We start from the raw sequence: 19,644 nt of genomic DNA, 5'->3' as shown, positions 1-19,644 counted from the left end.
TTTTGCGTTCTGAATGAAGAGATTACTTCGTCATTCTTCCTGGTAGTGACGTGCTGTGTTTTGTGTTTTTGTCATTGTTTTTTAACCTTTTACGTCATTGCGAAGCACGAAGCAATTTGTAGCTTTTGCGTTCTGAATGTTGAGATTACTTCGTTCGTACCTCTCTCGTAATGACGTGCTTTTTTGTGTTTTCGTCATTGCGATTTAAACCTTTTACGTCATTGCGAGGCACGAAGCAATCTGTAGCTTTTGCGTTCTGAATGAAGAGATTACTTCGTTCCTCCTCGTAATGACGTGCTGTGTTTTGTGTTTTCGTCATTGCGATTTAAACCTTTTTCGTCATTGCGAGGCACGAAGCAATCTTTAACTTATTAGTTATAAATGTAGCAGATTACTTCGTCGTTCCTCCTCGTAATGACGTGCTGCGTTTTGTGTTTTCGTCATTGCGATTTTAACCTTTTGTCATTGCGAGGCACGAAGCAATTTGTAGCTTTTGCGTTCTGAATGTTGAGATTACTTCGTTCGTTCCTCTCTCGTAATGACGTGCTGTTTTGTGTTTTCGTCATTGCGATTTAAACCTTTTACGTCATTGCGAGGCACGAAGCAATCTTTAGCTTAGGAGTTTTTAATGAAGAGATTACTTCGTTCGTACCTCTCTCGTAATGACGTGCTGTGTTTTGTGTTTTCGTCATTGTTTTTTAACCTTTCGTCATTCTTCCTCGTAATGACGTGTTATTTTGTATTTCCGTCATTTCGAATTTAATTTTCCTCGTCATTGCGAGGCACGAAGCAATCTGTAACTTTTGAGTTCTAGTTACAGAGTTTACTTCGTTCCTCTTCGTAATGACATACTATGAAGTCATCTTATTAAATAAATCCCAAAGTACAACGCCGCAACTAACAGAGATGTTTAAAGAATGTTTGGTGCCTAATTGCGGAATTTCAATACAAAAATCGGCAGCAGAAACAACTTCTTGTTGTACTCCTTTTACTTCATTACCCATTACTACAGCGTATTTCTGGTTAGCATCGGGAGTGAATTTATTTAGCTTCGTACTATTCTCAGCTTGCTCGATGGCCAATACTTTAACGTTATCTTGTTTAAGTTTTTTAACCAACTCAATCGTGTTTTCAACATATTCCGAAGCAACAGATTCAGTAGCTCCTAACGCTGTTTTATGAATTTCTTTATTTGGTGGGGTAGCGGTAATACCACAGAGATATATTTTTTCAATCAAAAAAGCATCCGAAGTTCTAAAAACCGATCCTACATTATTTAAACTACGGATGTTATCTAACACGACAATGATGGGTGTTTTTTCGGTTTGTTTAAACTCATCAACCGTAATTCTACCTAACTCACTATTTTTTAGTTTTCTCATAAATAATGTTAACTTTAAAATCGAATATTTATCTTCGCAAAACTAATTGAAAAAATCTAAAAAGTTGGCAAAAACAAAGGCAAAAAAGGTGACTCCACTAATGCAACAATACAACGGAATTAAAGTTAAATATCCGGATGCAATGTTACTGTTTAGAGTGGGAGATTTTTACGAAACCTTTGGTGAAGATGCAGTAAAAGCATCTAAGATTTTAGGAATTATTTTAACAAAAAGAGGTGCCGGTAGCGAAAGCGAAACTGCTTTGGCTGGTTTTCCACACCACTCGTTAAATACCTATTTGCCTAAATTAGTAAAATCGGGTTTACGTGTTGCTATTTGTGATCAGCTAGAAGATCCTAAAATGACAAAAACGATTGTAAAACGTGGTGTTACCGAATTGGTTACTCCTGGTGTTGCTTTAAATGATGAGGTATTACAATCGAAGTCAAATAATTTCTTAGCTGCAATACATTTTGGCAAAAAATTAGTAGGTGTTTCTTTTTTAGATGTTTCTACAGGAGAGTTTTTAATTGCGCAAGGAAACGAAGAGTATATCGATAAACTGCTGCAAAACTTTACGCCAAGTGAAGTTTTGGTTGAGAAAAAAAATAAACAGCGATTTTTAGAATTTTTCACCAATCGTTTTCATACTTTTTATTTAGAAGATTGGGTTTTTCAAAAGGAATACGGAAACGAATTATTAAGCAATCATTTTAAGGTTAAAAACTTAAAAGGATTTGGAGTTGAAGAATTAGAACAAGGTATTGTTGCGGGTGGGGCGGCGATGCATTATTTATCAGAAACACAACACAATAAAATAGAGCATATTCAATCGATAAGCAGAATTGCTGAAGATAATTATGTGTGGATGGACCGTTTTACCGTTAAAAACTTAGAGTTGTACGGCGGAAACGATGTAAATGCTGTTTCGTTATTAAACGTAATTGATAAAACAATTTCTCCTATGGGGGGGCGTTTGTTAAAACGTTGGTTAGCATTACCGTTAAAAGATTTAGAGCAGATTAAAAAACGCCATGAGTTGGTAAAGTTTTTAATAGATAATGATGCTTTTTTCGAAACCGTTGCGTATCAATTAAATCAGGTTTCAGATATCGAAAGGTTGATTTCGAAAGTAGCCACGGGTAAGGTTTCTCCGAGAGAGGTTATCTTATTAAAAAACTCGTTAAAAGCTATTCTACCGATAAAAACATCCGCAGAAAAAACGAATAACAAAACAGTACAAGAAATAGGAAAGCAATTACACGATTGTAAACTATTAATTGATAAAATAACAACTTCAGTTTTAGAGGAAGCGCCTGTAAATATTAGTAAAGGAAACGCTATTGCAAACGGTGTTTCTGCCGAGTTAGATGAACTACGAAGTATTTCTAATTCAGGTAAAGAATATTTAGATAAAATGTTAGCTCGTGAAATAGAACGAACGGGTATTACGAGTTTAAAAATAGCTTTTAACAACGTTTTTGGTTATTATATAGAGGTTCGAAATAGGTATAAAGATCAAGTTCCTGAAGAGTGGATTCGTAAGCAAACTTTGGTAAATGCTGAGCGTTATATTACCGAAGAGTTAAAGGAATACGAAACAAAAATATTAGGAGCCGAAGAAAAAATTCAGCAATTAGAAGCAGATATTTTTGCGAAATTGGTGCAGTTTATTATTGGCTTTGTAAAGCCAGTACAGCAAAATGCTCAAAATATTGCAAAGATAGACGTGTTATTGTCTTTTGCTCAATTGGCGATAAATAACAACTATGTGCGTCCGATGATGGATGACAGCACAGATATCGAAATTAAAAATGGGCGTCACCCAGTAATAGAAAAACAATTGCCAATTGGCGAAGAGTATATTGCAAACGATGTGGTGTTAAATCGTAATCAGCAACAAATAATCATGATTACGGGTCCCAATATGTCGGGTAAATCGGCAATATTACGCCAAACAGCCTTGATAGTTTTGTTAGCACAAATGGGAAGTTATATTCCGGCTCAGAATGCTCGAATTGGTATTGTTGATAAGATTTTTACCAGAGTAGGAGCGAGTGATAATATTTCGATGGGAGAATCTACTTTTATGGTTGAAATGAACGAAACAGCATCAATCTTAAATAATATCTCTGAACGTAGTTTAGTATTGTTAGATGAAATTGGTAGAGGAACTTCTACTTACGACGGAATTTCAATTGCTTGGGCTATTGCCGAATATTTACATGAGCATCCATCAAAAGGGAAAACGTTATTTGCTACGCATTATCACGAATTAAATGAAATGACTACTACATTTAAGCGAATTAAAAACTTTAATGTATCAGTAAAAGAATTAAAAGATAGTATTATTTTCTTACGTAAATTGGTTGCGGGTGGTAGTAATCATAGTTTTGGTATTCATGTTGCGAAGCTTGCAGGAATGCCTAATTTGGTAATTAGTAGAGCGCAAAAAATTCTTAAAAAATTAGAAGAAAATAACGCTCATAAAGAAGTGAAAGAGGTTTTAAAAGATAGCCAACACGAAGATATGCAAATGAGTTTCTTTCAGTTAGATGACCCTTTATTAGAAGATATTCGTGATGAAATTTTAGCGACAAATATTGATACTCTTACGCCAATAGAAGCTTTAATGAAGCTGAATGAAATTAAGCGAATGTTGGTGAAAAAATAAAACTGTTTAGAAAGATAAATTTCCGTCAACCTGAATTTATTTCAGGTTCTCACACAAATTAGTTATCGGTATGATTTAATTCTGAAACAAGTTCAGAATGACGGTTTAAAAAATCTCTAAACAGTTTGTTAATGTTATAACTTCCCTCTTAAAACTAAAACAGGAATATTACAATGAAATTCCTTTTTTTGAATTGAGTTTTTTTTCCATAGTTTTTGAAAAAAACCTCGTTTTCTTCTAAAAACACATAATAAATCAGGATTATGAGATTGAAAATGCTCTAAAACTCCTAGAAAAGTAGTTGCGTTTTCTGTAACTGTTAAATTATTTTGGCCTCTTTTTAATTCGCTATCTAAAACTAAATCTTCTTCGGTATAATCAGGTGTTTTTACCAACAATAAATTAGATGAAGCAACAAAAGTTTCTAAAATTTTATGCAACGGATCTAATACATTTTTTTTATTCATAACCCCCGATTTAAAAGCTGTTAAAACAGATTTTATAGGAGAGAATTTATATCCTTCAGGAATAACTAACATAGGAATGTCAGTTTGTTTTAAAATACTACCAGAGGTACTTCCTAAAAACATTTCTTCTTTAATAGAATTACTTTTAGGTCCCATAATAATTAAATCGATATTTAATTCTCTGTTTATAGAAGTAATACTTTCTAACACATTTCCTTTAGCAGAAATCATTTTTATAGTTACATTTTTTCTATCAACAGCATTAATCATTGTGCGTAAATATAAATTGGTTTCTCGCTGCATGGTGTCATCCGCATTTACAAACGTACCCGCTTTAGATAATACTTTATAAGCGCGCATTACAAATACTTTTGCATTCACAGCTTCAGCAAAATCTATGGCATATTGCAAGGTGTTTATTGAGTTGTCTGTTGAGCCAATAGGAACTAATAGATGTTTCATAAAATGTTTTTAGTAGTTTTAAAGTGTTGATATGGTTAGTAATATACAAAGATATTTAAAATACGTTAATTTAAGTAATTTGCTTCTTTATGTACTATAATAGCTGTTCTTTTGCTGATAATAAAAAAGTATGAGTTACGATATAAGTTTTAAAAGAATAAATAAACTAGCTTTTCCGGCTTTAATAGCAGGAGTTGCTGAGCCTTTATTATCTACGACAGATTTGGCAATTGTAGGAAATATTGATTTCAATGCTACAGAAAGTATTGCTGCAATCGGAATTGTAGGTGCTTTTTTATCGATGCTTATTTGGGTTTTCGGGCAAGCTCGTAGCGGAATTTCGTCTATCATTTCACAATATGTTGGGGCAAATAAATTAGACGAGGTTAAAAATTTACCAGCACAAGCTATTGTTATAATATTAATTACTAGTTTAATTATTTTAGGAATCAGTTATCCGTTTACGAAAGAAATATTCCAGTTTTACAATGCTTCAGGTACTATTTTAGAATATGCGATTGAATATTACAAAATACGTGTTTTTGGTTTTCCGTTTACGCTATTTGTAATTGCTGTTTTTGGTACTTTTAGAGGTTTACAAAATACCTATTACCCGATGTTAATTGCCATTATTGGTACTGGTGTAAATATAATATTTGATGTTGTTTTGGTATACGGTATTGATGGTTATATACCCGCAATGAATATTACAGGAGCTGCCTATGCAAGTGTAATTGCACAAGTTGTTATGGCACTTATTTCTGGATATTTATTAGTAACAAAAACCGAAATTTCACTAAAACTAAAATTGCCTTTTAACAAAGAAATTCCGAGGTTTATAAACATGATTTTAAACCTATTTGTACGTACGATCGCTTTAAATACAGCATTGTATTTTGCGACTTCTTATGCTGCTTCTTACGGAAAAGAATATATCGCCGCTTATACAATCGGACTTAATTTATGGTTAATGGGCGCCTTTATGATTGATGGTTATTCATCCGCAGGAAATATATTATCAGGAAAATTATCAGGCGCAAAGGATTTTACGAATTTGGTTAAATTAGGTAATAAGCTTATTATTTATGGTTTTGCATTTGGTAGTTTTTTGGCACTTGTAGGATTCGGTTTTTATAATTTTATAGGAAATATTTTTACGCAAGAACAAGAGGTGTTAACAGAGTTTTATAATACGTTTTGGATTATTTTAGTAATGCAGCCAATTTGTTCGATAGCCTTTATTTATGACGGAATGTTTAAGGGAATGGGAGAAATGAAATATTTAAGAAATGTATTATTACTTTCAACAGGATTAGTTTTTATTCCGGTTTTATTATTTTTTGATTCGGTAGACTATAAATTGCATGCTATTTGGATAGCTTTTTTTGCTTGGATAATTGCTCGTGGAGTACCCTTAATTTTTAAATTTAGAAATACGTTTTTATCACGATCACAAAAAGTGTAATTTTGAAATTAAAATAATTAAGTATGACCACAACAAGAGAAAACGGAAGTTTGTATACTCATATAGAAAATAAAATAGCGACTATTGAATTCGGGCATCCGGCAAGTAATTCGTTTCCGAGTGAGTTATTAGCACGTTTAGCAAACGAGTTCGATAAATTATCAGTTAATGAAGCCGTGGCGATTGTGGTGTTAAAATCAGAAGGAGATCGCGCTTTTTGTGCGGGTGCTTCTTTTGATGAGCTAGTTACAATTGACAATTTGGAAGATGGAAAACAGTTCTTTTCAGGTTTTGCAAACGTGCTAAATGCAATGCGCCGTTGTTCTAAATTAATTGTAGGGCGTGTGCAAGGAAAAACTGTTGGCGGCGGAGTTGGTTTAGCAGCAGCTTGTGATTACGTATTAGCAACTGAGCATGCTTCTATTAAACTATCTGAATTTACAATAGGTATTGGTCCGTTTGTAATTGCGCCTGCCGTAGAGCGTAAAATTAGCGTGAGTGGTTTGGCGGAATTAACATTAGATGCTTCTAATTGGAAAAATGCTTATTGGGCAAAAGAGAAAGGTTTATATGCTCGTGTTTTTGATTCAATTACCGATTTAGATAATGAGTTAGTAATTTTCACTGAAAAATTGGCTTCTTATAATCCAGAAGCATTATCAGAAATGAAAAGTGCATTGTGGAAAGGAACTGAACACTGGCAAGAATTATTAATAGAAAGAGCCGAAACGTCGGGTAAGTTAGTATTATCTGACTTCACTAAAAAAGCATTGGCAAAGTTCAAAAAATAAAAATCTTTTTTAAGTAAACAGATGGAAGAAACAGAAAGTTATAAAATAGGATATGAATTGGGTGGATGGATTTATCATAATCCGATATTATCAATAGCCGTAGGAGTAGTTATTTCTATAGGTTTCGTATGGTTATTAACAAAAATTGCAAAACAAATTCGTACTTTTGGCGAATAAAAAACGTAAATTATGGGTGGAGATTATTTATTTGCCATTTTAGCAGCAGGAGTAGCAATTGTATATTTTTACAATAAATACAGAGGTAATAAAAAACACAAAAGATAGTGAGTAATATTAGAATCACAAAGCAATTTAGTTTCGAAACAGGCCATGCTTTATATGGTTATGATGGTAAATGTAAAAATGTTCACGGTCATAGTTATAAGCTTTCTGTAACTGTAATGGGGCAACCTATTACTGACAATTCGAATGTGAAATACGGAATGGTAATTGATTTTACAGATTTAAAGAAAATTGTAAAAGAAGAGATTGTTGATGTTTTTGATCATGCTACCGTATTTAATAAAAACACACCTCATATTGAGTTGGCTAAAGAATTAAAGGAAAGGGATCATCATGTTATTTTGGTAGATTATCAACCAACAAGTGAAATGATGGTGATTGATTTTGCTGCAAAAATTAAAAACAGACTTCCAGAAAACATTAAGCTCCATGCTATAAAACTACAAGAAACTGATACAAGTTTTGCAGAGTGGTTTGCAAGTGATAATTAGTATTTGAAAAGAATAAAATAAAAAAACTCAGCGTTAAATTAATGCTGAGCCTTTTATGTTTTTATAAAGAATTACTTTCCGTTAAACTCATTCATTGTATTTGCCATTCCGGCTGTAATAAAAGAAGTAATAGCGTTAATAGAAGTTGGTATGCGTTCAATCATTTCGCTTTCTTCATCTTTGTTCCATTCGCCTAATACATAATCTACTTGACGACCTCTGCCATAATCAGCACCAACACCAAAACGAAAACGAGGATACGCACCGGTGTTAAATTTATCTTGAATATCTTTTAATCCGTTATGTCCGCCAGAACTACCTTTTGGTTTTATACGTAGTTTTCCGAAATCAATATTTAAATCATCGGTAATTACCAATAAGTTTTCAACCTGAATATTTTCTTGTTGCATCCAATACATTACCGCTTTACCACTTAAATTCATATAAGTATTAGGTTTTAAAACGATTACTGTTTTTCCTTTGATCTTTAACTTGGCAATATCACCTAGTTTTTCAGTTTCAAAACTAGCATCATGCTCTTTTACAAAGGCATCCACTATTTTAAAACCTATATTATGACGTGTATTATCATATTTATCACCAATATTACCTAAACCTACAATTAAAAATTTTTTCATTGAATGTTGCGCTGTGTCTGTTGAGTGTATTTTAATTATTTTTAAAAAAAAGGTATTAAAACCTAATATTACAAAAATAAAAAAAAGCGTTACACAAAGGTAACGCTTTTATAAAAATGCAGTATAATTTCTTATGCTTCTGCAGTAGCTTCAGCATCGTCTCCTTCTGCTGCTGCTTTCGCTGCGTTACGAGACATACGTACTTGAGCAACTACTGTGTTGTCTGGGTGTAATAAAGCGTAGTTATCATTTCTTAACTCAGTAACATATAATTTATTACCAATTTCTAATCTAGTAATATTAGCTTCAATAAAGTCAGGTAAGTTAGCTGGTAAAGCTTTTACTCTTAACTTACGTAAGTTGTGACGTAAAGCCCCACCTAACATAATACCTTTTGCAGTACCTACTAAATGTACAGGGATTTCCATAGTAACCTCTTTGTCTTCAAAGATTTGGTAGAAATCTACATGTAAAATTCTGTCTGTTACCGGGTGAAATTGGATGTCTTGTAAAACAGCACTGTATTTTGTTCCGTTTAATTCAATCGTAGCAGTAAATACATCTGGAGTAAATACTAAAGGCTTGAATGATTTTTCTTCTGCTGAGAAGTGTACTGCCTCTTTTCCTCCGTATAATACGCAAGGAACCTTTCCAGCATTACGTAAGGCTTTAGTTGCTTTTTTACCTACGCTTTCTCTTTGTGATCCGTTGATTGTAATTGATTTCATTACTTCTTTATTTATTAAATTTATTTACATTAAAAATTGTCCGCTAATAGATGTATTGTCATGAACTTTATGCATCACATCAGCGAATAAAGTGGCGCAAGTTACCACTTTTATTTTAGATACACTCTTTTTTAAAGGAATTGTATCTGAAACGATTAACTCTGTTAATTGAGAATTCTGAATTCTCTCATAGGCATCTCCAGAAAGGATTGGGTGTGTACAAATTGCACGAACGCTTAACGCACCTCTTTCTATCATTAAGTTAGCAGCTTTAGTAAGTGTTCCTCCTGTATCAATCATGTCATCAACAAGAATTACGTTTTTACCTTCTACATCACCAATTAACTCCATATGAGAAATTAGATTGGCCTTTTCACGCTGCTTATAACAAATTACTACATCGCTTTCTAAATATTTAGAGTATGCGTATGCTCTTTTAGAGCCTCCCATGTCAGGAGAAGCAATTGTTATGTTTTCTAGGTTTAAGCTTTTTATGTATGGGAGAAAAATAGTAGAAGCAAATAAATGATCTACAGGTTTTTCAAAGAAACCTTGTATTTGATCAGCATGTAAATCCATTGTCATAATTCTTGTGGCACCCGCGGTTTCTAATAACTTAGCTACTAATTTAGCACCAATAGCCACACGAGGTTTGTCTTTTCTGTCTTGCCGAGCCCATCCAAAATAAGGCATAACAGCTGTAATATGTCTTGCTGAAGCACGCTTAGCAGCGTCGCACATTAATAGCATTTCCATTAAATTATCTGCTGAAGGAAATGTTGATCCGATAAGAAAAACTCTTCGACCTCTTACTGATTCTTCAAAAGCTGGCTGAAACTCACCATCACTAAAATGTGTTGTTTCTATATTACCAAGTGCTACTCCGTATTCTTTGGCAATTTTTTCAGCAAGGTCAGTACTTTGAGAACAAGCAAAAATTTTTGGTATTAATTGATTTTCAGGCATTTAAAAAAATGTATTTATAGTTAGTGTTGTTGTTACAGCAAAAGTAAAACTATTTTAAGAGTTTAAAACTTATTTTTAAACGAATTAATTAAAATATTTTATAGATTTGCACACTACTTAATGCTCGAGTGGCGGAATTGGTAGACGCGCTGGATTCAAAATCCAGTTCTTTCGAGAGTGCGGGTTCGATTCCCGCCTCGAGTACACAAAGGAAAACCTCAACTTTATAGTTGAGGTTTTTTAATAACTTAAAAACTGGATTTATAAATTTGAATAAAAAAAGCGAGAATTTTTTCTTGCTTTTTTAGCCATCTACAGTTTTTTTATTTCCAAATCTTATAACATCTAAAACGTTGTCATATTTTGGAGAAAAAAAGAAATCTTCAAGTATTGTTTTAATATCTCTTTTCTCTGAAGTATTATTTTGCACTTCTAGGGGGGCAGGTGCATTTTGTAGAACTTTGGTTTTATAAGTTTCTTGGTAAGAGTTTATAAAATCAATAAATGTGTTCTCAAAATTATAATTAGTTAAACTAATCTCATTATAGCTCATTATTTAAATCTTGTTTGTACTTATTTAAAAGTGTCCTAGTAAGCGCTAAATTCGCTTTTTTAGAATCAACAGCTAAATAAACAAAATACTCACCGCTAGGAGAGATATTAATGATATGTATTTGAGTTTCTAGATTAAAATGAATGTCAGTTAATTGTTCATTTAAGCCTAAAGATTTCATAGCTTTACGTTTTGCATTAATAATTTCTACATTATATGCACATGCTAAGGCAGGGTCAAAACCACTTAAAGCAGAATCTGATATAAGTGATTCACCGGATGCCATTTCAGCAACGCTGATTCCTATATATCCTGAGATATTTTCTTTTACATTAGTTACCAATTTGTCTAAAATTTCTTGCATTTTTTGTTTGTTTTATAGTTAGTAGTTAAATTCTTTTTTCAAAATAAGTTCAAGCAATCCTATGTTTATGTTTTTATCAGATAAGAAACATAATATATATTCATTATGTTTAATAATTAGAATGTTTTCATTGTCAGATTTAAGTATAATCTCTTTCAGGTTCGTTTTAAAATAATTACTAAAAAAGTGATTACTCATATTAAATATAGTGGCTTTAAACACTGTTATTTTGTCTTGTAAATCACCCAAATTATTTTCTTTAGGGTAAAAATCAATAGTTTCTCCGTTATCTTTTAAAAGGAAAATTGCTTTTGACTTTGTTTCTTCTAATAGTTTTTCTAGCTCCAATTTTTTTCTCTATTTATTGAGAGAAATCAAAGTTATGGCATAGTTAATAATGATATATTGAACAATAATATTAAATCATAGCACAATATTGTTTTATACCTATTTTTCTTTAAGGAAAATGCAATTGCATAATTGTTATTGAAGATGAGTATTTTAGCTTTTTTTAGGGTTTTAGCCGTTTAAAGCCATTTTTTGTAAAAAATATTAACATATGATTATATATGCTTTTTTTTTAAATTTTAATTAAGATGCAATAAAAATAAAAAAACGCTACAAGTTTTTTTTTACTCATTAATATTGTTGATTAGTGGAGGAAAAAGCAGGAAGTTTTTTTAATGATTAAGTCATTTATAGCTCTGGCAAAATTAATAAAGGAATTTTACTGTGAAAAGCAGATTTTTTAATCACATTTTCTTCTAATAGGCGATTAAAAAAATTATGTTTATGATTTATTAAAACTAATAATTCGCTATCAGTTTCTTTTATATAATTTTCTAAAGTTGTAGTTTCAGAATCATCCCAATCTATTTTTTTATATTCTACGCCTAAGTCTTTAAAAATTTCTCTTAACTGTACTTTGTGTGCTTTTTGTTTACTATTTAAGGTGTATTCTTCAGAAAGGTTTATAACTTCAATCGGGCAATCTTTTAAAATACTTAATTGAAGTAACGATTTTAATTCTTTATTATTAAAAGGTCTTTTATAATTTGTTGAAAATACTATTTGATGTAATAATTTGTATTTGTAGTCGGTTGGGACCATTAATATTGGGCAGTTATTAATAGTGTTAATAATTTTCATAGTATTTGTGCCAATAAAAGTTTCTTTTAAACTTTTGGCTCCTTTTGTACCAGAGATTATCAAATCTATTTTTTTTTCAGAAACAACCTCTTTAATTGCTTTTATTAACGAAGTTGAGTTAATTATAAATTGATATTCGAAATTTTCCGTTTCTTTATTAAGAATGTCAATTAAGTACTTTGATTCTTCTTCAATCTCATTGTCCATTTCATTAAACCATTCTTCACTTTTTTCAGAACTTAATAAATGCGGCTTTTCAGCGATATAAACATCTAATAAGTAAATACAAATATCTAAGCCTTTAAAAAGTTTTTTAGTATAGTTTAAAGCATTAATAGCTTCTTCAGAAAAATTATATGGAATTAATATATTCTTCATAACAAGTTGATTAGAGTTGGTTTATCAAATGTAATTTTTTTAAAATAAAATCAATTATAAAAAAAAATAAAAACATAATTTTGCAATTAAAACAATAATGAGTAATTTTTTATTGAACAAATACATTCTGCTATTAATATTACTAATAATGCTTTCTGTGTTAGTTATTTTTACTAAAAAAATAACTAAAAGTTATGTAATTAAAAATGCTATAGAGCCGCATAGAAGAAAAATAATACTTAACCTTTTTTACTTAATTTATTATGTGTTTGCATTTTTTTTAGTTCTTATAATTTTAGGAATAGAATTTAAGCAAATAGGTGTTTTTGCATCTTCTATTTTAGCAGTGTTAGGTGTTGGTTTTTTTGCACAATGGTCTATCTTATCTAACTTAACAGCTAGTGTAATTTTGTTTTTTTACCATCCAATGCGTATCGGTGATACTATAAAAATTATAGACAAAGAATATGATTTAACAGGTGAAGTAAAAAACATTACTGGTTTTTATGTGATGTTATATATCCCTGAGGGAAATAGAAAAATAACAATACCAAATACAGTAATACTTTATAAAAGTATTGAGTTAATACAAAATCAAAAATAATTTGTATTTTTCGAAATAAGTCTACTTCTTAGTAAATAGCTAAAATAGTATATTTATAAAACAGAAAGAGTATCCAAAAAAAAGCTTAAAATTATGGCATCTATATTCCACTTATCGCTTCCTTGTTTAAACATTAAGGAAACTAAAAAATTTTATACCGAAGATTTAGGTTTAAACTGTGGTAGGGAAACCAGTGATTGGTTAGATATAAATTTATTTAACAACCAATTGACATATGTTTTAGTAGAAAAATTTAATTTCGAATCACCTAATTATACTTTTGATAAAGATGTTTTACCATCTTTTCACTTCGGGGTTGTTTTAGATGCTGAGGAATGGGAAAAAATGCATGACAGAATTAACCATTGGTCGTCAGAAACTATTATCACAAAAACATTCTTAAAAGATAAAAACGGTGAACATGTTTCTTTTTTTGTGAAAGACCCTAACGGTTATACAATAGAGTTTAAAAGTTTTATTGAAGAGAATGAAATGTTTATGCTATAAATCGGTTAGCTTGCAGAAGAATAAATTTAACCTTTACATTAAATAAAAATATAATATTGAATAATTTAAAAATAATAGGAAGTGAAGAATGGTGTTCGTTTAAATCTTTCAGTATACCAGCCATAAAAGCTAGAGTAGATTCTGGTGCAAAAACATCATCAATACAAGCTAATAATATCACTAGGTTTTTAAAAGATACTGAAGAGTGGGTGCGTTTTGATGTTAATCCATTGCAAGAAAATAGAAGTATTAGTATAACATGCGAATCTAAAATTCATTCAAAACGTTCAATAAAAAGTTCAACAGGTATTTCAGAACCACGTATTGTAATAAAAACACCTATAACTATAGGTGCAGAAACTTTTGAGATTGAATTAACGCTTGCTAACAGAGATTCTATGGAGTTTAGAATGTTGTTGGGGCGTGAAGCACTGTCAAACGGTTACTTAGTAAATGCTTCAGAAACGTATTTATCAGGAACTTTTAGTGAAGAAGATTTAGATGAAAAATATGCGACTTTTAAGAAAGAAAAAACAGGTTTAAAAATAGCTTTATTAGCAAGTAATCCAAATCTTTTTAGCAATAAGCGTATCATGGAAGCTGGTCGTTTAAGAGGTCATGAAATGGTATTTCTTAATGTGCAACAAGCATACATGAAATTTGATGCTAAAGAGCCTCAAATACGTTACCGTGGTGGAAATATTATAGATGAGTTTGATGCTATTATACCTCGTATTAAGCCTTCTGTTACTTTTTATGCCTGTGCTTTAATAAGGCAGTTTGATGCTATGGGAACTTATTGTTTAAATTCTGCAGATGCAATTAATCAATCAAGAGATAAACTGTTGGCTACACAGCTGTTTGCTAAAAACGATATACAAGTTCCTATTACAGGTTTTGCGAACTCTCCTTTAGATACAAAAGATCTTATTAAAATGGTAAACGGAGCGCCATTAATAATTAAGTTATTAGAAAGTACCCAAGGTAAAGGTGTAGTTTTAGCAGAAACAACTAAGGCAGCAGAAAGTGTAATTAATGCTTTTAAAAGTGTTAAAACAAACATTCTTGTTCAAGAATTTATTAAGGAAGCTAACGGACAAGATATACGTTGTTTTGTGGTAAATGGTAAAGTAGTGGCGTCAATGCAAAGGCAAGCTGAAAAAGGTGAGTTTAGGGCAAACATACACCAAGGAGGTTCTGCATCTAAAATAAAAATAACTTCTGATGAACGAAAGTTAGCAATTAAAGCGGCTAAAATTTTAGACCTGCCAGTTGCTGGTGTAGATATTATTCGCTCTAATAAAGGCCCGTTATTATTAGAGGTAAATTCTTCTCCTGGCTTAGAAGGTATTGAAGGAGCAACAGGTTTAGATATTGCAAATATTATGATTGAAGCCATCGAAAAGAAGCTTAAAGCTAAAAAATAATTACTTCATGTAAATCGCTCATTTTACATAAAATGAGCGATTTATAATATTATGCATTCCTAGTATAATAGTCGATACTTAACTTATCTGCTACATATTTTGCAGTTTCAATGGCATTATTCTCTTCGTTATGAAATGAAATTTTAAAACGGTCATTACTTTCATCCCAAATAATTACCTCGTAAACATCATTATTATTTAAATAAATTGATGTGTAAGTGAGTTTACTTATAGTTTGCCATTTTCCATAACCAAAAGGACCAACAGAGTAATATTTACGATATATACTTTCTTTAAGATTAAAGTGATGATTATTAACAACAGAAGCTAATAGTGCAAGTGTTATAATATAAATTTCCATTTCTAGAATATGTAAAAAGGAAATGGTATAATTTTCGACAGTTGATACTGAGGTGTTGATAAAAAACTTCACTATGATAAAAACAGCAAAAGCATAAAGAATAGCAGCCATAAACCTAAAGATAAAATGTTTTTGGCCACCTTTTATTATTATGAGTTTATTCATACTTACTAATCTCCTTTTTAGCAGTTTCAAACTCTTCTGGTGTATTGATGTTTCTAATCAAATGGTCATCTATTTCAATAATTTCAACATCAGAATTAATTAGCACTTTACGAGGACATGAATATCCTTGTGCTAAATATTGTAGTAATTTAGTATACGCCTTTGGTTCGTAAATGGTAATTAAAGGCTCAGGAAATTCTTTGCTTTTCCCTTTAATTGCTGTTGCTATTTTACTCGGATTTCGTTTTTGTAATAATAACTGAATTAACTCATCATTTACAAAAGGAAGATCTGTAGCGACTACCAGCCAAGCTGAATTAGGATCTTTTTGAAAGGCAGAACAAATTCCGCCAAAAGGACCAAGATTTAAAAAAGTGTCGTGAATTTCAGCTGGTTTTTTAGAAGGTAATTGTACAGAATAAAATGTTTCTAAAGCATTGTTTTCTAGGAGTTCTTTTGTGTATTCTTTTTGAGGTTTTCCATAATAATCTAATTCAGATTTATCTGTTCCCATTCGGGTACTTTTTCCACCAGTTAATACCAACCCTTTAACAGGAGCAATATTTTCTTTGATTAAATTATGAATGTGATTTGTAATTTTATCAACATCATGAATCGTGTAACAAGTTGTATTTTCTATCAGTGGAAATTTTTCGATTAAACAATCAAAAATCTTAGTATCCGAATTTAGTTTTACAATAAATTGGATGTTTGTAATTTGATCTAATCTCTTTTCTATAGAAGCTTCTTTTTCATCATCTAGAATCAGAATTTGTTTAGCACCTTCGTAATGATTCCCGTTTATAAGCACAAAATCATGATTAATAAACTGTAAACGTTGCTCAAACTTATTAACGCTTGAGGTTGTGTTTACTTGTAAATTACCTTCATGGTGAAAGGTATATTCGGTTACGATGTTTTTATCAAGGTCTTTTGCGTGAGAAGCATCGAAATACCCTAAGTTATAGTTTGATAATTTAGTTGAAACCTTTGTAACTAAATCAGCAATAACTCCACATTTAGTTCCCAAAATAGCAACTTCATTGGTAGCAAAATTATCGTTGAATTTTTTAGTGATATTTGCGTGTTTTTGATGTTTTTTACCCATTTTTAATATCTGATTTACCGCCAGTTTTTTCTACTAATTTTACTTCTTTAATCACCATTTTTTGATTGATGGCTTTGCACATATCATAAATAGTTAAACAAGTTGCAGAAGCGCCCGTTAAAGCTTCCATTTCAACACCTGTTTTTCCTTCGATAGTTACTTTACAAAAAACCTCTAATTGTTCATCGTCAACAATATTTATATCAATATCTACACCGTTAATTAATAACGGATGACACATAGGAATAATATCAGATGTTTTTTTTACAGCTTGAATGCCAGCAATAATTGCGGTTTGAAAAACGGGTCCTTTTTTAGTAATTAAGTCCTCATTTTTAAAATGAGAAATAATTTCAGCTCCTAAAAACATCGTAGCTTTTGCAACCGCAGTTCGCTTGGTAATTTTCTTATCAGAAACATTCACCATTTTAGGTTGATTCTGCTCGTTTATGTGCGTGAATTTGTTCATTTTTTATATTTAATTACAGGAAAAGTACTTCCTGATTTAAATTCAATTTGTGTTGTTTTCGGAACTTCAATAAAACCAATCGAACTGACATGTTGAATTGTTATTTCATTTTAATATGATAGTGTCACTTCGAGTAATTTTCGATTTTATGAGAAAATTGTATCGAGAAGTTATTTAAACTTCTTCTTTGCTAAATTAGGAAGATTTTCAAAAGCACCATTTATTAAAGCCTCTTTTTTAATTTTTGACCAATTTTTTAGTTGTTTTTCTTTTGCAATCGCTAATGCTACATTTGTAAACTCACAATAAAAAACTAATTTTAAAGGTCTTCTTTTAAACGTATAACTACCTATGTGTTTTCCTTCTTTATGTTCCATTAATCTTTCTTCAAGGTTAGAAGTAAAACCAGTATAATATGATTTGTCAGAACATTTTAAGATGTAAACATAATAGATTTTCATATTGATTGTATAATAGTTCTCGATACACTTTTATTTCCATTGTCATTTCAATAAAACTACTCGAACAGACAATTTATATTGTCACATCGAGTGAATTTGATGTCCGATAGGAAAAACAAATTTGTATCGAAATGTTGATTATATAATAGTTCTCGATACACTTTTATTTCCATTATCATTTCAATAAAACTACTCGAACTGACAATTTATATTGTCACATCGAGTGAATTTGATGTCCGATAGGAAAAACAAATTTGTATCGAGATGTTGATTGTATAATAGTTCTCGATACACTTTTATTTCCATTATCACTTCAATAAAACCACTCGAACTGACAATTTCCATTATTATTTATGTTGATTGTATAATAGTTCTCGATACACTTTTATTTCCATTGTCACTTTAATAAAACCACTCGAAAAGACAGGTTGAATTTAATAAAATAAACGAATAGTATTGTCATATCGAGTGAGTTTGATGTCCGATAGTAAAAACAAATTAGTATCGAGATTTTATTTTTTATATCTAATTACAGGAAAAGTACTTCCTGATTTAAATTCAATTTGTGTTGTTTTCGGAATTTCAATAAAACCATCAGCAGCAACTAAACTTGCTAAATCTCCAGAACCATTTCCTTTTATAGGAGTTGCAATTAAATGCCCAAAACGATAACTTAATTTTACTTGTAAAAAATAAGTTAAATTAGGTTTAAATTCAATATCATGAGCTAAGATAGCTGTTTTTTCATTTGCTTTTATACCTGCTGATTTATAATACCAAGGATAAAAATAAACTAAACAGTTTACAAAAGTAGAAACCGGATTTCCAGGAAAAGCAAAGACAACTGTTTTGTTTTTTTCATTCACGGAAACATGTTGCTCATTAATACCTAAAGCATCTGTGAGGCCGAACCAGAAAGGTTTCCCTGGGCGTTGAGTTACTTTATGAAACAACTTGTTTACTCCTAATTCAGTTAACACCTCGGGTAAAAAATCGAATTTACCTTTACTCACCGCTCCGCTAAATAAAAGCACGTCATATTCTTGCAGGTAGCCAGCAATCTTTTCTTTTAAGATAGTTTTATTATCAGTAATATGTGCTGTTTTAGAAGGAATGTTCAGTTCATTTAATAACGAAACCAACGTATATACATTAGATTTTCTTATTTGATAATTTAAAGGAGTTTCATGCACATCAACTAATTCATCACCAGTAGAAATAATCATTACTTTCGGTTGTTTGGCTACTTTAATAGTCGATTTACCTACAGTAGCAATCACACCGATTTCAGCAGGAGAAATAATAGTGTTTTTGTTAATTAAAACAATTCCTTGTGCTTTGTCTTTTCCCTTTGGATGGATGTTTTGATGTTTGTTTATAACATCAACAGTAATTCTTGCAATTCCGTTTTCTATTTCAATATCTTCATAACGAATTACGGTATCACAGTTATTAGGTAATACGGCGCCAGTCATTACTTCTATACAATTTTCTGAATTTTGCATAGATAATTGCTTGCTGCCGGCTGGCTGAATTGCTTCTGCTTTAAAACTTCGTTGCCCGTTTTTAAAATAAGAATGATTTATTGCAATTCCGTCCATAGCAACGCGATTAAAAGGCGGGAAATCTCTATCGGCAATAATATCTTCTTTTAAAATTCTACCTACAGATTCTATAAACGGAATTTCTTCTGTACCGAAATCTTGAGTGCTTTGTGAAATTAGATGTTTAGCTTCTTTTACAGAAATCATATTTTAAGTTATCAGAGGTCTAATAATGATGTCTCTTTTG

The 19,644-nt window shown here is 31.0% G+C and carries 22 protein-coding genes and 1 tRNA gene; 9 read left to right on the top strand and 14 right to left on the bottom strand.

Going from position 1 to position 19,644, the window contains the following annotated elements; genetic code table 11:
* Positions 1–851 precede the first annotated feature (851 nt).
* A complete protein-coding gene (locus H0I30_RS10390) occupies positions 852–1,382 on the bottom strand; it encodes an RNA methyltransferase (RefSeq protein ID WP_218771793.1) in 531 nt (176 codons plus the stop codon).
* Positions 1,383–1,446: 64 nt separating this feature from the next.
* Here H0I30_RS10390 and mutS point away from each other — a divergent pair, with 64 nt between their 5' ends.
* On the top strand, positions 1,447–4,056 hold the full coding sequence (gene mutS, locus H0I30_RS10385; protein WP_218771792.1) for a DNA mismatch repair protein MutS: 2,610 nt from the start codon (positions 1,447–1,449) through the stop codon (positions 4,054–4,056).
* A 134-nt stretch (positions 4,057–4,190) separates the two neighbouring features.
* Here the strand turns inward: mutS and H0I30_RS10380 are convergent, their stop codons facing one another.
* Positions 4,191–4,985: a universal stress protein gene (locus tag H0I30_RS10380; RefSeq protein ID WP_218771791.1), complete on the bottom strand. Its 795-nt coding sequence runs from the start codon at positions 4,983–4,985 to the stop codon at positions 4,191–4,193.
* 130 nt (positions 4,986–5,115) lie between these two features.
* Here H0I30_RS10380 and H0I30_RS10375 point away from each other — a divergent pair, with 130 nt between their 5' ends.
* The 4 genes from H0I30_RS10375 to H0I30_RS10360 all read left to right on the top strand — a co-directional run bounded on the left by H0I30_RS10375 (position 5,116) and on the right by H0I30_RS10360 (position 7,975).
* Positions 5,116–6,450, top strand: a complete 1,335-nt coding sequence (locus H0I30_RS10375; protein ID WP_218771790.1) for an MATE family efflux transporter — start codon at positions 5,116–5,118, stop codon at positions 6,448–6,450.
* A gap of 23 nt (positions 6,451–6,473) precedes the next feature.
* Entirely contained in the window at positions 6,474–7,241 is a 768-nt protein-coding gene (locus H0I30_RS10370; RefSeq protein WP_218771789.1) for an enoyl-CoA hydratase/isomerase family protein, read from the top strand.
* A gap of 21 nt (positions 7,242–7,262) precedes the next feature.
* Positions 7,263–7,418, top strand: a complete 156-nt coding sequence (locus H0I30_RS10365; RefSeq protein ID WP_218771788.1) for a hypothetical protein — start codon at positions 7,263–7,265, stop codon at positions 7,416–7,418.
* Between the two features lie 107 nt (positions 7,419–7,525).
* The gene (locus H0I30_RS10360; protein WP_218771787.1) at positions 7,526–7,975 is read left to right on the top strand and encodes a 6-carboxytetrahydropterin synthase; all 450 of its coding nucleotides are present in this window, start codon (positions 7,526–7,528) and stop codon (positions 7,973–7,975) included.
* 71 nt (positions 7,976–8,046) lie between these two features.
* Here the strand turns inward: H0I30_RS10360 and pth are convergent, their stop codons facing one another.
* The 3 genes from pth to H0I30_RS10345 all read right to left on the bottom strand — a co-directional run bounded on the left by pth (position 8,047) and on the right by H0I30_RS10345 (position 10,307).
* On the bottom strand, positions 8,047–8,613 hold the full coding sequence (pth, locus tag H0I30_RS10355; protein ID WP_218771786.1) for an aminoacyl-tRNA hydrolase: 567 nt from the start codon (positions 8,611–8,613) through the stop codon (positions 8,047–8,049).
* Between the two features lie 131 nt (positions 8,614–8,744).
* Positions 8,745–9,341 (bottom strand): 50S ribosomal protein L25/general stress protein Ctc, encoded by a 597-nt coding sequence (locus tag H0I30_RS10350; protein ID WP_218771785.1) that lies wholly within the window; start codon positions 9,339–9,341, stop codon positions 8,745–8,747.
* A gap of 24 nt (positions 9,342–9,365) precedes the next feature.
* Positions 9,366–10,307 (bottom strand): ribose-phosphate pyrophosphokinase, encoded by a 942-nt coding sequence (locus H0I30_RS10345; RefSeq protein ID WP_218771784.1) that lies wholly within the window; start codon positions 10,305–10,307, stop codon positions 9,366–9,368.
* Positions 10,308–10,429: 122 nt separating this feature from the next.
* On the opposite strand from H0I30_RS10345, the gene H0I30_RS10340 reads away from it, so the two are divergent.
* Positions 10,430–10,511: transfer RNA gene (locus H0I30_RS10340), tRNA-Leu, on the top strand.
* 100 nt (positions 10,512–10,611) lie between these two features.
* On the opposite strand, the gene H0I30_RS10335 is transcribed toward H0I30_RS10340, so the two are convergent.
* The 4 genes from H0I30_RS10335 to H0I30_RS10320 all read right to left on the bottom strand — a co-directional run bounded on the left by H0I30_RS10335 (position 10,612) and on the right by H0I30_RS10320 (position 12,751).
* Complete coding sequence (locus tag H0I30_RS10335; RefSeq protein WP_218771783.1) at positions 10,612–10,860, bottom strand: hypothetical protein; 249 nt, start codon at positions 10,858–10,860, stop codon at positions 10,612–10,614.
* Positions 10,850–11,224 (bottom strand): hypothetical protein, encoded by a 375-nt coding sequence (locus H0I30_RS10330; RefSeq protein ID WP_218771782.1) that lies wholly within the window; start codon positions 11,222–11,224, stop codon positions 10,850–10,852. Before H0I30_RS10330 ends, H0I30_RS10335 begins: the two co-directional genes overlap by 11 nt.
* Positions 11,225–11,242: 18 nt before the next feature.
* Positions 11,243–11,572 carry a hypothetical protein gene (locus H0I30_RS10325; protein ID WP_218771781.1) on the bottom strand — a complete coding sequence of 110 codons (330 nt, stop codon included), beginning with the start codon at positions 11,570–11,572 and terminating at the stop codon, positions 11,243–11,245.
* A gap of 348 nt (positions 11,573–11,920) precedes the next feature.
* Positions 11,921–12,751: a universal stress protein gene (locus tag H0I30_RS10320; RefSeq protein WP_218771780.1), complete on the bottom strand. Its 831-nt coding sequence runs from the start codon at positions 12,749–12,751 to the stop codon at positions 11,921–11,923.
* 148 nt (positions 12,752–12,899) lie between these two features.
* Between H0I30_RS10320 and H0I30_RS10315 the strand changes: the two genes are divergently transcribed.
* The 3 genes from H0I30_RS10315 (at position 12,900) to rimK (ending at position 15,289) form a co-directional block, all read left to right on the top strand.
* Positions 12,900–13,355 (top strand): mechanosensitive ion channel domain-containing protein, encoded by a 456-nt coding sequence (locus tag H0I30_RS10315; RefSeq protein WP_255555821.1) that lies wholly within the window; start codon positions 12,900–12,902, stop codon positions 13,353–13,355.
* 93 nt (positions 13,356–13,448) lie between these two features.
* The gene (locus H0I30_RS10310; protein ID WP_218771778.1) at positions 13,449–13,862 is read left to right on the top strand and encodes a VOC family protein; all 414 of its coding nucleotides are present in this window, start codon (positions 13,449–13,451) and stop codon (positions 13,860–13,862) included.
* 56 nt (positions 13,863–13,918) lie between these two features.
* Entirely contained in the window at positions 13,919–15,289 is a 1,371-nt protein-coding gene (gene rimK / locus H0I30_RS10305; RefSeq protein WP_218771777.1) for a 30S ribosomal protein S6--L-glutamate ligase, read from the top strand.
* A 49-nt stretch (positions 15,290–15,338) separates the two neighbouring features.
* Here the strand turns inward: rimK and H0I30_RS10300 are convergent, their stop codons facing one another.
* From H0I30_RS10300 to H0I30_RS10280, 5 genes are all read right to left on the bottom strand, one after another.
* Positions 15,339–15,815 carry a hypothetical protein gene (locus H0I30_RS10300; RefSeq protein WP_218771776.1) on the bottom strand — a complete coding sequence of 159 codons (477 nt, stop codon included), beginning with the start codon at positions 15,813–15,815 and terminating at the stop codon, positions 15,339–15,341.
* Positions 15,808–16,923, bottom strand: a complete 1,116-nt coding sequence (locus H0I30_RS10295) for an NTP transferase domain-containing protein (RefSeq protein WP_218771775.1) — start codon at positions 16,921–16,923, stop codon at positions 15,808–15,810. Before H0I30_RS10295 ends, H0I30_RS10300 begins: the two co-directional genes overlap by 8 nt.
* Entirely contained in the window at positions 16,916–17,392 is a 477-nt protein-coding gene (gene moaC, locus H0I30_RS10290) for a cyclic pyranopterin monophosphate synthase MoaC (protein WP_218771774.1), read from the bottom strand. Before moaC ends, H0I30_RS10295 begins: the two co-directional genes overlap by 8 nt.
* A 170-nt stretch (positions 17,393–17,562) precedes the next feature.
* On the bottom strand, positions 17,563–17,853 hold the full coding sequence (locus tag H0I30_RS10285; RefSeq protein ID WP_218771773.1) for a GIY-YIG nuclease family protein: 291 nt from the start codon (positions 17,851–17,853) through the stop codon (positions 17,563–17,565).
* 512 nt (positions 17,854–18,365) lie between these two features.
* Entirely contained in the window at positions 18,366–19,604 is a 1,239-nt protein-coding gene (locus tag H0I30_RS10280) for a molybdopterin molybdotransferase MoeA (RefSeq protein ID WP_218771772.1), read from the bottom strand.
* Positions 19,605–19,644 lie beyond the last annotated feature (40 nt).

It is taken from the genome of Tenacibaculum sp. AHE14PA, assembly GCF_019278465.1.
In the GTDB taxonomy this organism is placed as follows: Bacteria; Bacteroidota; Bacteroidia; order Flavobacteriales; family Flavobacteriaceae; genus Polaribacter; species Polaribacter bernardetii.
Note: the sequence above shows the minus strand (reverse complement) of the source record. Positions and strands in the feature narration are given on the sequence as shown.

What these genes read in the sequence shown, in the direction of transcription:
- H0I30_RS10390 (WP_218771793.1), bottom strand. Translation starts at nt 1,382, where the DNA reads ATGAGAAAACTAAAAAATAGTGAGTTAGGTAGAATTACGGTTGATGAG.
- H0I30_RS10375 (WP_218771790.1), top strand. Translation starts at nt 5,116, where the DNA reads ATGAGTTACGATATAAGTTTTAAAAGAATAAATAAACTAGCTTTTCCG.
- H0I30_RS10310 (WP_218771778.1), top strand. Translation starts at nt 13,449, where the DNA reads ATGGCATCTATATTCCACTTATCGCTTCCTTGTTTAAACATTAAGGAA.
- H0I30_RS10315 (WP_255555821.1), top strand. Translation starts at nt 12,900, where the DNA reads ATGCTTTCTGTGTTAGTTATTTTTACTAAAAAAATAACTAAAAGTTAT.
- pth (WP_218771786.1), bottom strand. Translation starts at nt 8,613, where the DNA reads ATGAAAAAATTTTTAATTGTAGGTTTAGGTAATATTGGTGATAAATAT.
- moaC (WP_218771774.1), bottom strand. Translation starts at nt 17,392, where the DNA reads ATGAACAAATTCACGCACATAAACGAGCAGAATCAACCTAAAATGGTG.
- H0I30_RS10280 (WP_218771772.1), bottom strand. Translation starts at nt 19,604, where the DNA reads ATGATTTCTGTAAAAGAAGCTAAACATCTAATTTCACAAAGCACTCAA.
- H0I30_RS10370 (WP_218771789.1), top strand. Translation starts at nt 6,474, where the DNA reads ATGACCACAACAAGAGAAAACGGAAGTTTGTATACTCATATAGAAAAT.
- H0I30_RS10330 (WP_218771782.1), bottom strand. Translation starts at nt 11,224, where the DNA reads ATGCAAGAAATTTTAGACAAATTGGTAACTAATGTAAAAGAAAATATC.
- H0I30_RS10345 (WP_218771784.1), bottom strand. Translation starts at nt 10,307, where the DNA reads ATGCCTGAAAATCAATTAATACCAAAAATTTTTGCTTGTTCTCAAAGT.
- H0I30_RS10335 (WP_218771783.1), bottom strand. Translation starts at nt 10,860, where the DNA reads ATGAGCTATAATGAGATTAGTTTAACTAATTATAATTTTGAGAACACA.
- H0I30_RS10300 (WP_218771776.1), bottom strand. Translation starts at nt 15,815, where the DNA reads ATGAATAAACTCATAATAATAAAAGGTGGCCAAAAACATTTTATCTTT.
- H0I30_RS10350 (WP_218771785.1), bottom strand. Translation starts at nt 9,341, where the DNA reads ATGAAATCAATTACAATCAACGGATCACAAAGAGAAAGCGTAGGTAAA.
- H0I30_RS10380 (WP_218771791.1), bottom strand. Translation starts at nt 4,985, where the DNA reads ATGAAACATCTATTAGTTCCTATTGGCTCAACAGACAACTCAATAAAC.
- H0I30_RS10285 (WP_218771773.1), bottom strand. Translation starts at nt 17,853, where the DNA reads ATGAAAATCTATTATGTTTACATCTTAAAATGTTCTGACAAATCATAT.
- H0I30_RS10320 (WP_218771780.1), bottom strand. Translation starts at nt 12,751, where the DNA reads ATGAAGAATATATTAATTCCATATAATTTTTCTGAAGAAGCTATTAAT.
- H0I30_RS10295 (WP_218771775.1), bottom strand. Translation starts at nt 16,923, where the DNA reads ATGGGTAAAAAACATCAAAAACACGCAAATATCACTAAAAAATTCAAC.
- H0I30_RS10365 (WP_218771788.1), top strand. Translation starts at nt 7,263, where the DNA reads ATGGAAGAAACAGAAAGTTATAAAATAGGATATGAATTGGGTGGATGG.